This is a genomic window from Sorangium sp. So ce117 (assembly GCF_051524395.1).
Taxonomy (GTDB): domain Bacteria; phylum Myxococcota_A; class Polyangia; order Polyangiales; family Polyangiaceae; genus Sorangium; species Sorangium cellulosum_B.
In genome coordinates, this window is the sequence record NZ_CP150309.1 from 11,196,267 (window position 1) to 11,208,958 (window position 12,692).

The following is a 12,692-nucleotide window of genomic DNA, read 5'->3' on the forward strand; positions in this document are numbered from 1 at the left end:
GTCTCGACGTGGAGGTGTCGTCGATGGGCAGGGTAGGATGCATCGATGTCAATCACCTTCGCCGTGTCCGAGGTCGAGCGGCCGCAGCAGCTCATGCAGGTGCTCGATCGCGCCAAGGCCATCCCGAGCCTGCTCGGCGGGGGTGAGCGCGCCGCGCCGGAGCAGCGGCGAATGCCCTGGGGCAAGCCGCGGCCTCCTTTGGCGCGCATCGAGGCGTTCTCGTCGAGCGACGCGCCGCTGGTCTCCGCGACCGATGCCAACGCGCTCGCGCAGGCGGCGCACGACGCATTTTACCTTCACCACCCGCTGGTTCTGTCGCCGGATGCCGTGTGGCTCTGCCTCGCGCAGGGGTTCGCCCACCATGTCGCGCTGAACGCCGAAGCGCTGCGCGGGCGGTTCGTCCGTCATCAGGGGAAGAAGAAGCTCGTCGTCGTTCGGCCCGACTTCTTCCTGGGCCAGCCCAATCCATGGCCCGAGGCGTTCACGGCATTCTCGGACCAGATCGCCGCGCATATCGGCCGCCTGCGCGACCTGATCGTGGCCGACTTCTCGACGACCGGCGCCGTGGAGCGCGCCGCCTCGGAGGTCGTGCTCATGGACGCGTTCCAGCCTTACTTCGAGTACGAGATGCTGGCTGGTTGCGGCATCCCCTCGGTCACGCTGCTCGGCAGCGTCGACGACTGGAAGAGCGTTCGCCGGCGCGCCGCGATGCTGTCCGAATTCGGCCTGGAGGCCTGGACCGACGCGCTCCTCCCGGTGCTCGACGAGGTCGTCCGCACCGCCGAGGGGCACGTCGACCCAGGCTTCTGGCGCTCGTTCTTCCGCTACCAGAGCGGCTCCGGGCCGAGCGAGCTGACCGGCTGGATCCTCGTCCTCTTTCCGTACCTCAAGACGTTCGATCGGAACGGCGAGCGCGTTGTGCCGAACCCGTATCTCGGCCGGTGGGAGCAGGCGCTGCGCGCCGCGGAGAAGCGCACGGACTGGAGTTTCAACCCCGAGGGACCGAGCCTTCTGCAGATCCCGAGCTCGATCTCCAGCGCCCCCGTCAGGTTCGTCGATGTGCGCGACGGCACGGATCACCCGTTGCGCTTCGTCGCAGGGCTCTTCGGCGTCACGCAGGAAGCCGCGACCGGCGCGCTCGCACCCGAGTTCGGCTGGGCGATCGTCCACGACGACGGCGGATCGAGCGCCCCGGCTACAGGTTCTCTGGCTTGAAGAGCCTCCGGTAGCTCACGTTGCGACCGGACACCATGAACACCCCGTCGCCGCGGTAGTGGACGGTCGTCGGATAGCGCGGCGACGTCGCGACGTGCGCCTTCACCACCTCGAAGACGAACAGGCTGAGGCGCTTGACGGCGCTCGTGTCGACCAGCTTGCACTCGAAGCTCGCATAACACTCGGCGATGAGGGGCGCGCCGACCTTCGTCGCCTCGACGGCGGTGAGCCCGAACTGCTCGAACTTGTCGACCTCGGATCCGTGGCTGTTCCCTATCCCGATGACGGCGCGCACGAGATCGACCGTGGGCACGTTGATCACGCACTCCTTGCTGCGCCGCACCATCTCATGGCTATCGTTCTGGTCCCAGAGGAAGCACCCCACGAGGGACGGCTCCTGCATCATCACCATGTGCCAGCCCATCGTCATGATGTTCCGCCGGCCCTTGTGCGCAGAGCTCACCAGCACCACAGGACCCGGCTCCAGGAAGCGCCTGACGTTCGCGACCGGAAAATCAGCCTTCTTGTAGGTCTTCATGCGATCACCCGTGCTGGTTAGATCAGAGCTTGCGGTACATCCACACGCTGGGGATTTCGATGTCGAACCCCGCCTTCCGGTACGCGCGTCGCGCCGGAGCGTGGCTCGGATCGCCGCTGGTGCCGACGGTGGCGACCTTCATCCCGGCCTGCTTCAGGCGCGCCGCCGCGAACTCGTACATCGCGGTGCCGATCCCCTTGCCGGCCTGCGCGGGGTCGACGGCATTGAGGCCGATCTCCCCGACAAGCGTCTCCGGAGCGAGCCGAAGCGCCACGAAGCCGACGACCTCGTCGCCGGATTGCGCCACGTACAGCTCCCAGCCCGAGTCGGCCGCCATGAGCGACGTCAGCAGCCCCTCCTGCGCCTCGTCGTCTCGCCGCTGCGCCAGCTCGTAGAGCTCGTCGCCGAGGATCGAGCGGAACGAAGCGAACACGGGCGCAAAGGCCGCGCGCCGGATGTCCTGAAGGCGGGCCGCGTCCTCGGGATGGGCACGGCGGAAATGGAGCTCAGTCATTTGGCTTTCCTCCTGTACGGCGCCATGCACGAGCATGGCGCTTGTAAAGCTTCACGCGGACTCACCCTCACGAGAATTCCCCGATCTGAGCGACGCGAAATATTCACGGAGCCACTTCATCCTTGAGCTCTCACCCCATCCCATCGCGGCCATGGCGCGCTCGATGACGTCAAACTGCGCTTGGTCGACCGGGAGATCGAGGTCGCCGACCCAGTCGATGACGTGCTCCATGGCGAGCCCCCACTCCCCGTAGCGGTGAACCCAGTCGTGCGCATCGCGGAAGCGCTCTGGGGGGAGCACGTCCTTGAAGGACTCGAGCGCGACAGCGCACAAGGCTTGGATCTCTTGTTTCGTCACAAGTCGACGATCTCGATAAATAGCCATCTCTCGCAGCGCCTTATGGGGCACACAGGCGCAGATCTGCCAGTCTGGTCGCGACCACCACCATGTACACCAAGGAGGTGACGCTTGGATCATCTGCCGGGTACTGGCTTTCCACGAAGCCCAGCCTCCGGTACAGCCGCATTGCAGGCGTGTTGTCCGCAACGACGAACAAGGAGCATTCGCCGACACCCAGCTCCTGAACACCAAGCTCGACCAGGCCGCCGACGAGCCACCGGCCCAGCCCCGCACCCCGGTGCTCGGGCGATATAACGAGCCGTCCGAGATGACAGCGACCGGCCCTCAGGTAATACTGGCCAAAACCGAGGAGATGGTCATCAGCTCCGAGCAGCACATAGGAGGGCAGCACACCGCTCCGCGTGTCCTCCAGGAAGGTGCTGTCCGTGAACGGGAATCTGAACTGCGGACCACCCCAGATCTGGCAGCTTCGTCGATCGGGGAACCATTTCTCGATCGCCATGACATGACGATCTTCTGCACGTATGAGCTTCATCTGCCTGGCGTCGTCCCCCGCATCAGAGGTCGTAAACGTGCACGGATAGTCCGGCAGCACAGAGCGTTCTCTGGAGAATCGACTCGACCTCTGGCCACTCCCCACCCGCCAGGCCGCAACCGATTCTTGGCATATGGATCGATGCGCTGACGCGCTGCGCGTGCTCGGCGAGCGTGGCGAGACATCGCTCAAGCGCAGCATACCGGATCGGGGGAACGCCATGCTGCGAGCGCACGCCGTGCTGGGCGATCATGTTCGCGACCGAGAGATCGCCTTTCACGCTCACAATCTGTATTTCGCCAAGCTTGAATCCAGCGGCTTCACCCCTGGCATGCCAGGCGCGGTACTGTGCCTCGGGTTCGGGCCACTTCTTCGAGAGCGCGACCACGAACCCACGCCCCCAGCCGCCGATGTCGTTGCAGACGTGGCAGATGATCCTCGCCCCCTCTCCGACGGGATCGGTCGCATCCCCCGTGCGGTAGTCGATCGGTCTCATCGTCGACGCAGCGCCTCCTCGTCCTGTTGAACGTAACCGTTCACGGATGAGCACGCCAGGCTGGGTTCGCGAGGAGGACGGATGGATGGACGTGGGGCGGCTCCTCGTCCCCGACCTCATCCGATGGAAAGGGGCCTTGCCTCGAATGGCTCGACCCCGCAGGGCGGCCCGACGAAGTTCATCTCACAAACTCGGCTTACCCCTCGTCCTCCCTGCCGGCCTCCCGTCGCTCGTCCTCGACACCGACCGCCGGCCCCGTTTACCTTGGACGAAAGATGATGAGCACCGTGACCGCTCCCGGTTCCCCGGGCCTCGCCGCGAGCTACATGAGGGCTGTCCGCAGCGCGCCTTTCGCGGTGATCGAGTGCGCCGGGAAGCTCGACGATCTCGTGGTCGCCGAGTGGAACGCCGAGGCAGAACGCATCTTTGGATATACCGCTGACGAAGCGGTGGGCCGCCGCCTCGCGGACACGATCGTGAGCGAGCCGGACGCCAGGACCTTCGGGCGTTCGCTCGGGCAGGAGAGCGCCCCGCTCCGCTACACCCACGCCCGCAAGGACGGGCGCGCCGTCGTGTGCGAGTGGCGGGTTGCGCCCGTGCTCGACGACGGCGGCGAGCCGATTCGGCTGCTCTGCTTCGGGCAGGATGTCACGGAGCAGGTCGAGGCTGTCGAGAAGTTCAAGGAGGGCGACATGATCCTCCGGGCCATCCTCGGCACCGTGGACACGGCCGTGACCCGGATGGATCGGGAGGGAGTCTGCACCTTCCACGAGGGCAAGACGCTCCCGTCTCTCGGCCTCAGGCCCGGCCAGTTCGTCGGAATGAACGTGTTCGACGAGCCTCCCGCGCCGATGGACATGGAGCCGATGCGAAGGGCGGTCCGGGGCGAGTTCGTCCGCACCCGCGTCGAGGCGTTCGGGATGGCCTGGGAGACGTGGCTCGTCCCGCTGACCGACGAGCGCGGGGAGCGCAACGGCGCGGTCAGCTTCACGCAAGACGCCACGGAGGCGAAGCTCAGGGAAGACGAGCTGAAGGCGCGGCTCGACCTCATCGAGCGCCAGCAACAGGTGATCCGCGATCTGTCGACGCCCATCATCGAGGTCTGGGACAGCGTGCTGACCCTCCCCATGGTGGGCGTCGTCGACAGCAGGAGGGCCGCCGACGTGATGGACGACCTCCTGGCCGCCATCGTGGACAAGCGGGCCCGCTTCGCGATCCTGGACCTCACCGGCGTCGAGGTCGTCGACACGCAGACAGCGAGTTATCTCATCGAGCTCATCCGCGCCATCCGGCTCCTGGGCGCCGAGGGGGTCATCACGGGCATCCGGCCCAACGTGGCGCAGACGATGGTCTCCCTCGGGCTCGATCTGTCGGGCATCGCGACCGTCGGAAACCTCCGCGCGGGCCTGAAGCTCTGCATGCAGCGCGTGGCCGCGGGCGGCGCGGCGCCGAACGGCGCACCGCCGCGCGCCCCCGGGGGCGCAGCGCCGAGGCTCCCGGGGGGCGGCGGGCGCTGAGGTCCAGGACACGAGGCGGGCCTCGGAGGTCGGGTAGATCGCGGTGGCCTGCGGAAGTTCACCTTTGCGTCGGCAATCCCAGGCCCGTAAGGAACGGCGGACAGGCACCGCGCGCGCGGCGCCGTGGAGACGCCGATCGTGACCACCCACCCCCGCAGCCCCAGGAGCGGCGGCCAGCGCCCCGGGAGCCCTCGCCTCGCCGAGCGCCCCCTCGTCGCTCGCCGCCCCCTCCTCGTCGCTCGCCGCGCCGCCCTGGCGCTCCCCCTCGCGCTCGCCGCCGCCGCGCCCGCCGCGTGCGCCCCTCGGGGCGCCGCATCGCCGCTCCCCGCCGACGCGCCGCTCCCCGCCGCGTTCTCCGCCGCGCTCGAGGCCGAGATCACGAGCTCCGCCGCGGCCGCGCCGTACCTCGACGCCCTCGACCGCGCCGTCGAGGCGCCGAGCGACGACGGCGCCCTCGCCACCGTGATCGCGTCGCTCGACGCGCTCGTCTTCGGCGCCGGCACCGCGGGCGGCCCCGATCCCGACGCCGCGGCCATCGCCTTCCGCTCGCGCGAGGCGCTCCCCGAGGTCGCCCGCAGGCTCCAGCGCGCCTGGGCGTTCGCGGACGTCGACGGCCGCGGCGCGCCGGAGATGCCGTTCGTGCGCGGCGCGCTCGCGAGCGCCCTCCACCGCATCGCCCTGTTCGTCGGCGACGAGGCCGCGGCGGCGACCTGGAGCGCGCGCCGCGGCTGCGCGGGTGAGGCCGCCCTCGTCGGCCCGCTCGACGCGGCGCCCCTCCACGGCCTCGCCCGGCCGTCCCCCGTGAGCTCCGCGCCGGGCGCGCCGCTCGCCAGGGCCTACCCGGGGCTCGCGCCGTTCGCGCAGAGCGCCTCGCCCATCGTCGTCCGCGCCGACGCGTGCGCCATCGACATCGACGCGGTGAGCGCCCTCCAGGGGACGCGCGCCGTGGTCGTCGACCTCCACAACCCGATCGCCCAGCGGGTGAGCCTCGCGCTCGCCTCGTCGTCCGCCGCCGTGCTCGAGGTGGGCGGCGTTCCCGCCCTCCACCGCGACTACGCGGCCGGCGGCGCGCAGGTCACGCGCTTCGCGACGGTCGAGGCCCAGCCGGGGACGCTGCGCGTCGTCGTGCGCGTGGCGCAGAAGGGCGACGGCGACGCCATCGAGCTCACCGCGTGGGGCGAGAACGGCCTGCCGCTCCGCGCCCGCGCGCCGCGCCCCGGCGCCGCCGCGACCGCGTCCGCGTCCCGCCCCGCCGCGGTCAGCCTGGCGCCGGCCCCGGCGTCGCGCGGCGCCGCCGGCCAGCGCCCCGGCGCGGCGAACGTCGAGGTCGCGGCCGCGGCCCTGCTCGCGCTCGGCGACGCGCGCGCGGCCGAGCACCTCCTCGATCTGGACGGCGACGGCCGCCTCCACCAGGGCGACGCGCGCCCGCCGGCCGCCGCGCCGCCCCCGGCCACCCCCACGCAGCGCTCGCCGGCCGCCGCGCCGCCTCCGGCCACCGCCGCTCCGCGCTCGCCGCGCCTCGATCTGCTCTACGCGAGGGCCATCCGCCGCGTGGGCGACCTTCCCGAGGCCGAGGTCGTCGAGCGCATCCGCGCCGCCGTCGATCGCGTGCTCGCCGCGTGGCCCGCGTCCTGGGAGGCGCGCCTCTACAAGGCGGAGCTCGCCGAGCGCCGCGGCGGCCGCGGCGAGGGCACCATGGACGCGCTCCGCGAGCTCGGCGTCCGGGTCGCGCCCCCCGGGCTGGCCGGACCGAGCGCGCCCGCCGTCGCCGACGCCGATCGCATGGTCCTCGCGGAGCTCGCGGTGGCCGCCCGCCGCGCGAACGTCACCGACGTCGCCGAGGCCGCCTACGCGAAGCTCGCCGCGGCGGCGCCCGGCTCGACGCTGCTCGCCGTCGTCGACGACCGCATCCACGGCCGCGCCGGCGTCGACGCGGTGAAGGCCGCCTGCGAGGGCGGGCTCGATCGCTCGAGCGCCGCCTGCCTCGGCGCGCTCCTCGACGCGAGCGACCGCGACGCGGTCCTCGCCGAGATCAAGCGGCTGCGCCGGCTCCGCCGCGCGCCGGACGCCCTGCGCGAGGTCGAGCTCCGCGAGCGCGTCGCCCGCGGCGACCTGCGCGGCGCGCTCGCCGTGTACGACGCCATGCCGCCGGGGCAGCGAACGATGCTCGAGGCGCTCGGCCTCGCCGCCGGCCGCGGCGACGCCCGCGCCGTGCGGGGCCGCCTCGCCCGCGACCGCACGACGGCGCGCGACACCCCCGCCGGGATCGGCCCCATCACCCGCGCCCTCGGCCTCGCGCCGGACCCGGCGCCGGCGCTCGAGGCCGAGGGCCGCAAGCTCGTGCTGGAGGACCAGCAGAAGGCGTTCCTCCCCGGCGCCGCGACCGCGGTGCTCCGCCACGTCGAGCGGTTCACGATCTCGCCCGACGGGCTCGTCCACTACGTCACGTACGACCTCCGCCGCGTCTCCGGCACCACGGACGTGGCCCAGGGCGCGGCCACCTACGGCCCGCTCATCGAGGGCCGCGCCATGCCGCGCCTCCTGCGCCGCCGCATCCACAAGCGCGACGGCCGCATCCTCGCGCCCGACGCGGCGTCGAACGCCGCGCAGGACCAGAGCGACCTCTCCCAGCTCGAGCAGGGAGACTACGTCGAGCAGGTCACCGAGGGCCATGCGCTGCCGGGCGACGGCGGCCAGCTTGTCATCGACACGTGGGACCTGCTCCCCGAGCGCACGAGCGTCCGCGAGGCGACGATCGAGGTCAGCCGCCCGACGTCGCTCCCGCTCGCGCTCTGGTCGCACCCGCTGCTCGGCGCCGCGGAGCAGCGCGCCGAGGGCGCCTCCACGGTCAGCGTCTGGCGCATCAAGGACCAGCCGCCGCGGCGCATGGAGGACGGCGTGCCGCGCGTGGAGATGGGCGTCGGCGTCAGCCTGGGGACGCAGACCTGGGGCCACGTGGCCGCGGCGCTCGACGAGAACATCCGCGCGCTCGAGGACCGCGATCCCACCATGACCCGCTGGGCGCGGGAGGCCGCGGGCGCCGACCGCACGCCGTCGCCCGCGCTGCTCGAGCGCGTCGTCGCGGCCGCGGGCAAGGCGGTGAAGGTCGCCGGCGGCGCCGAGCTCTCGGACATGGCGGCGCTCCTCGGCGGCGGCCCGCAGCGCACGACGGCGCGCGCGATGATCGAGCTCGGCCAGGGCAGCCGATCGTGGGTCGTCTACCGCGCGCTGCGCGAGCTCGGCGTGCGCGCCGATCTCGCGATCGCCGAGACCGAGCCGTTCAGCTCGTCGGCGGACTTCCCGCCCCACGCGGGGCGCTTCCGCCACCCGCTCGTGATCGCCCGCCTTCCGGGCGGCGACGTGTGGATCGACGCCGACGTCGAGGGCCCGCCGCTGCCCCCCGGCCGCATCAGCCCCGAGCTGCGCGGCCGCGCCGCCATGCTGCCGAGCGGCGAGCTCGTCACCGTGGCCGGGACGAGCGGCGAGACCGGCGACGAGGTCGACCTGCGCCTGACGGTCGACGCGCAAGGTAACGCCTCGGGAACGTTCACGATTTTGCTGCACGGGCGAGCGGCGCAGGCGCTCTCGGAGGCGTTCGAGACCGTGGTGGGCACGGCGCGGCGCGAGATGCTCCGGGGCGTCGTGCTCGGCTGGCTCCCGTGGGCCGACGTCGAGGACGTTGTCGTCTCGTCGACGGAGGGCTCGTGGGAGGTCGCGCTCCGCGCCACCGTGACGATCCACGGCTTCGCGCAGCCGGCGGGCAAGGACGCCGCGGCGTGGACGCTGCCGGGGCTGGAGCCGGTGCACCTCGTGTTCCCGCGCGCGTACACGAGCACGCTCGGCGCCTCGTACGCCTCGCGGGGGGCGCGCAAGAGCGCGCTCGCGATCGAGACCGCGCTCCAGTACCACGTGCGCCGCAGGATCGAGCTGCCCGAGGGCTACGCGGTCGCGCGCGCGCCCGAGGGCGTGCGCGTCGAGCACGCGGGCCTCGCGGCGTCGCGCAAGGGCAGCTACGGCGCGGCGATCGAGGAGGACTTCGCGCTGAGCTTGCCGACGGGGACGGTGTCGATCGACGAGTACAAGGCGTTCGTCGAGCGGGTGCAGGCGGTCGACAGCGGCTTCATGGCGGGCATCCGGGTGGCGCGGCCGGCGGCGCCGGCGCGGCCCTCTGGCGGCGCGCAGGGGCCGGGCGCTGTCCGCGGCGAGGCGCGGCCGCAGGCGCCGGAGAAGAAGCCGTGAGCCTCGACGTCCGCGAGTCGGTCCCGCTGGCCCCGCTCACGACGCTCGGCGTGGGCGGGCCGGCGCGCTACTTCGCCGAGGCCGCCGATGAGGCCGCGGTGGTCGAGGCGTTCCGCTTCGCCGAGGCCCGCGGCGTGCCGCTCTTGGTGCTGGGCGGCGGATCGAACCTGCTGATCGCGGACCGGGGCGTCGACGCGCTGGTGCTGCGCGTGCGCGTCCGCGGGATCGAGCTGCTGCGCGGGCGCGGCGAGGACGGCGGCGGGGAGGACAGCGGCGGGGAGATCGGCGGCGGCGGAGAAGCCGGCCGCGCCCTCGTGCGCGCGGGGGCGGGCGAGGCGTGGGACGACCTCGTGGCGCGCTCGGTGGCCGAGGGCTGGGCGGGCGTCGAGTGCCTGTCGGGCATCCCGGGCGACGTCGGCGCGACGCCGATCCAGAACGTGGGCGCGTACGGCCAGGAGGTCGCGGAGACGATCGTCGAGGTCCGGGCGATCGATCGCGCGACGGGGGCGGCCGCGGTCCTTTCCGGCGCGGACTGCGGCTTCGGCTACCGTGACAGCCGGTTCAAGCGCGCGTGGCGCGGGCGGTACGTCATCACGGCCGTCACGTTCGCGCTGCGCCCGGGGGGCGCCGCGACGGTGCGCTACCCCGAGCTCCAGCGGGCGCTCGCCGCGCCGGCGGGGGGCGCCGCGCCGCCGCTCGGCGAGGTGCGCAGCGCGGTGATCGCGCTCCGCCGCGCCAAGTCGATGGTGCTCGACCCGGCGGACGAGAACGGCCGGAGCGCGGGGTCGTTCTTCATGAACCCGACGCTCGCCCCCGGCGCCGCCGCGGCCGTCATCGCGCGCATCGAGGCGGCGGGCGTGCTCGCGCCCGGCGAGGCGATCCCGCAATATCCGGCGGAAGGCGGCCGGGTGAAGCTGTCCGCGGCCTGGCTGATCGAGCGCGCCGGCTTCGCGAAGGGGACGCGCCACGGCGCCGCGGGCATCTCGACGCGCCACACGCTCGCGCTGGTGAACCGCGGCGGCGCCACGGCGGAGGAGCTGCTCGGCCTGGCGCGGCGCGTGCGGCGCGGCGTGCTCGATCGGTTCGGCGTGGCGCTCTCGGCCGAGCCCGATCTGGTGGGGTTTGCGCCCGGCGAGATCGACGATCTGGTCAGCGGCGCCCACCTGTAAGAGGGGCCCCGGGCGACCGAGGACCCCTCCTCGACAGCTCACCGCCCGGCGTCGTGGAGCATGCCCTTGATCGCCCAGCCGCTGTCGACCTGGCGCGGGTACAGGTCGCCGACGAAGTGCGCGCCATGCATCAGCCAGATGCCGACCTGGCCGTTCGTGTGCCGCCAGACGATGTCGTCGCGACGATCGTGATCGAAGTCGCCGACGCCCTGCACCTGCCATGCGAGGTCGCCGGGCCCGTGCGCGTTGTTGTACGAGGGCGAGTCGAAGCCCAGCTCGCCGCCGAACCAGATGGCGAGCTGGCCACTTTCGTCCCGCCACAGGATGTCCGAGCGCAGGTTGCCGTCGAAGTCGCCGATGGCCTGCACCTTCCAGAAGAGGCTCGGGTCCTGGCCGCCGGGGTTGGCCTCGCCCACCCGCGTCCCGCCCGACATGAACCAGATGGCGACCTGGCCGTTCGTGTTTCGCCACAGGATGTCCGAGCGCGCATCACCGTCGAAGTCGCCGACGCCCTGCACCTTCCACGCGTTGTCGACCGGCGCCGGCTGGTTGTTGTAGCCGGGGTAGGCGGCCTGGGCGGCGTCGCCCTTGAACCAGATGGCGAGCTGGCCGTTGGCGTCGCGCCACAGGACGTCCGAGCGCCCATCGCCGTCGAAATCGCCGACGCCAGCCACCTTCCAGAAGAGGCTCGGGTCCTGGCCGCCGGGGTAGGCCTGACCGACGACGGCGCCGTCATTCATGAACCAGATGGCGACCTGACCATGGGTGTGTCGCCAGAGCAGGTCGCTCTGGCCGTCGCCGTCGAAGTCTCCGGAGCCCTGGATCTTCCAGGAGAGGCTCGGGTCCTGGCCGCCGGGGTAGGCCTCGCCGACGATGTCGCCGCCGTCCATGAACCAGATGGCGACCTGGCCATTGGTGTGCCGCCACAGCAAGCTGGTGCTGGCCGAGCAGGAGCACGTGTCGCCGTCGCCGCTGCACTGGTTCGAGGGTGACGACGGGCACATGTGTGACTTGATCCAGTCGAACTCGGAGCCCGTCGTGACTCCCTTGCTGACCCAGCCGTGGGTCGCCGTCCACGTGTGCATCGAGTGGACGGCGTAGAGCCGGCTCGCCTCGACGTTCAAGACGGCCCCGCCCGAGTCGCCGCCACAGAAGACCTGGTCGTTGAAGCGCAGGATGTCGTGGCCGTCCTCGTACCCGCCGACCTTGGCGGCGTCGAAGTTCAGGGTGCCGAAGGGGGTGCTGCAATCGGCGCCCGTGCGCCCGAAGCCGGCGATCGTGACCCGCGATCCCTCTGCGGGGTAATCGCTGGCCACGACGAAGGGCTTCACGTGCGCCGGCGCGACGCCGTTCAGCTTGATGACCGCGACGTCATGCTCGATCTGCCTCTCGGTCCATGACGGGTTGTAGTCCGGCTGGATCTTGGCCACGCCGCTCAGCACGCGCGGGCGCGCGCCCGGGGTCGCCGGGTCGGGGCGAAAGGTCACCGTCGCGTCCGTGGAGCAGCCGTTGCCGCCGACGTAGCCGTCCTCGCAGAAGCAATGCGCGGCGGTGAGGACCGTGTCCGCGGCGATGACCATGCCCGAGCAGCTCCCCTGCGAGCTCGACACCTTCACCATCGCGAGCAGATCGCCGGGCCCCGCCGGCGTCGGGTCGACGATCGGCGATGCGACCTGGGCGGTCTCCTCGAAGTCGCCCGCCCCGCCGGCGTCGGCCGCGCAGGCGACGAGCGGCATCGCCAGCAAGGGACACAGCCAGCGCCGTCGACGAACATGCTTTTGATTCATCGGTTCAATCGTCATATTGCTACCCTCCTTTTCGCTTCGCCCGCCGTGGTGGCGCGCGAAGGGGACACGCATCGCTTGCTCTGGCGCGCGCTCGCGCCCTCCGTCGTTGGAGGGCGTTCAGCGGGCCTCTTCAGCAACGCGTCGCTCTTCAGCTCTTCAGCTCTGCAGCCTTCAGCAACACACGTGCCGGGTCGGGGCGGCGCTTGCCCCCGCGGATCGTCGACGCGCAGGAGCGGAAAGCGCGCTTCTTCCGGCCCCTTCGCGAGCCCGTCGCCTCGGGTGAACTGTCGCCCCGGGAGGACCAGGTGTCTCCTTCACAGAG

The 12,692-nt window shown here is 72.1% G+C and carries 10 protein-coding genes; 4 read left to right on the plus strand and 6 right to left on the minus strand.

Going from position 1 to position 12,692, the window contains the following annotated elements; all coding sequences use genetic code 11:
* Positions 1-45 precede the first annotated feature (45 nt).
* A complete protein-coding gene (locus tag WMF46_RS41980; protein WP_437982368.1) occupies positions 46-1,215 on the plus strand; it encodes a DUF4419 domain-containing protein in 1,170 nt (389 codons plus the stop codon).
* Here the strand turns inward: WMF46_RS41980 and WMF46_RS41985 are convergent.
* From WMF46_RS41985 to WMF46_RS42005, 5 genes are read right to left on the minus strand one after another with little or no spacing between them, the layout of a single operon-like run.
* The gene (locus tag WMF46_RS41985; RefSeq protein ID WP_437546295.1) at positions 1,196-1,753 is read right to left on the minus strand and encodes a flavin reductase family protein; all 558 of its coding nucleotides are present in this window, start codon (positions 1,751-1,753) and stop codon (positions 1,196-1,198) included. The genes WMF46_RS41980 and WMF46_RS41985 overlap by 20 nt on opposite strands.
* 22 nt (positions 1,754-1,775) lie before the next feature.
* Positions 1,776-2,267, minus strand: coding sequence for an N-acetyltransferase family protein (locus WMF46_RS41990; protein ID WP_437982369.1), 492 nt, complete (start codon positions 2,265-2,267; stop codon positions 1,776-1,778).
* A gap of 51 nt (positions 2,268-2,318) precedes the next feature.
* Complete coding sequence (locus tag WMF46_RS41995; RefSeq protein WP_437982370.1) at positions 2,319-2,651, minus strand: MafI family immunity protein; 333 nt, start codon at positions 2,649-2,651, stop codon at positions 2,319-2,321.
* 13 nt (positions 2,652-2,664) lie between these two features.
* Positions 2,665-3,129 carry a GNAT family N-acetyltransferase gene (locus WMF46_RS42000; RefSeq protein ID WP_437982371.1) on the minus strand — a complete coding sequence of 155 codons (465 nt, stop codon included), beginning with the start codon at positions 3,127-3,129 and terminating at the stop codon, positions 2,665-2,667.
* Positions 3,130-3,184: 55 nt separating this feature from the next.
* Complete coding sequence (locus WMF46_RS42005) at positions 3,185-3,658, minus strand: macro domain-containing protein (protein WP_437982372.1); 474 nt, start codon at positions 3,656-3,658, stop codon at positions 3,185-3,187.
* A gap of 278 nt (positions 3,659-3,936) precedes the next feature.
* On the opposite strand from WMF46_RS42005, the gene WMF46_RS42010 reads away from it, so the two are divergent.
* The 3 genes from WMF46_RS42010 (at position 3,937) to WMF46_RS42020 (ending at position 10,583) form a co-directional block, all read left to right on the plus strand.
* Positions 3,937-5,175 (plus strand): PAS domain S-box protein, encoded by a 1,239-nt coding sequence (locus tag WMF46_RS42010; RefSeq protein ID WP_437987998.1) that lies wholly within the window; start codon positions 3,937-3,939, stop codon positions 5,173-5,175.
* Positions 5,176-5,313: 138 nt separating this feature from the next.
* Complete coding sequence (locus WMF46_RS42015) at positions 5,314-9,414, plus strand: hypothetical protein (RefSeq protein WP_437982373.1); 4,101 nt, start codon at positions 5,314-5,316, stop codon at positions 9,412-9,414.
* A complete protein-coding gene (locus WMF46_RS42020; protein WP_437982374.1) occupies positions 9,411-10,583 on the plus strand; it encodes a UDP-N-acetylmuramate dehydrogenase in 1,173 nt (390 codons plus the stop codon). The genes WMF46_RS42015 and WMF46_RS42020 overlap by 4 nt, the downstream gene beginning before the upstream one ends.
* Before the next feature lie 38 nt (positions 10,584-10,621).
* On the opposite strand, the gene WMF46_RS42025 is transcribed toward WMF46_RS42020, so the two are convergent.
* Positions 10,622-12,370, minus strand: a complete 1,749-nt coding sequence (locus WMF46_RS42025) for a trypsin-like serine protease (protein ID WP_437982375.1) — start codon at positions 12,368-12,370, stop codon at positions 10,622-10,624.
* Positions 12,371-12,692 lie beyond the last annotated feature (322 nt).

Excerpts from the sequence above, each read along its gene's own strand:
- WMF46_RS42000 (WP_437982371.1), bottom strand. The coding sequence starts at position 3,129 with ATGGCGATCGAGAAATGGTTCCCCGATCGACGAAGCTGCCAGATCTGG.
- WMF46_RS42010 (WP_437987998.1), top strand. The coding sequence starts at position 3,937 with ATGAGCACCGTGACCGCTCCCGGTTCCCCGGGCCTCGCCGCGAGCTAC.
- WMF46_RS41990 (WP_437982369.1), bottom strand. The coding sequence starts at position 2,267 with ATGACTGAGCTCCATTTCCGCCGTGCCCATCCCGAGGACGCGGCCCGC.
- WMF46_RS41985 (WP_437546295.1), bottom strand. The coding sequence starts at position 1,753 with ATGAAGACCTACAAGAAGGCTGATTTTCCGGTCGCGAACGTCAGGCGC.
- WMF46_RS42005 (WP_437982372.1), bottom strand. The coding sequence starts at position 3,658 with ATGAGACCGATCGACTACCGCACGGGGGATGCGACCGATCCCGTCGGA.
- WMF46_RS41995 (WP_437982370.1), bottom strand. The coding sequence starts at position 2,651 with ATGGCTATTTATCGAGATCGTCGACTTGTGACGAAACAAGAGATCCAA.
- WMF46_RS41980 (WP_437982368.1), top strand. The coding sequence starts at position 46 with ATGTCAATCACCTTCGCCGTGTCCGAGGTCGAGCGGCCGCAGCAGCTC.
- WMF46_RS42025 (WP_437982375.1), bottom strand. The coding sequence starts at position 12,370 with ATGAATCAAAAGCATGTTCGTCGACGGCGCTGGCTGTGTCCCTTGCTG.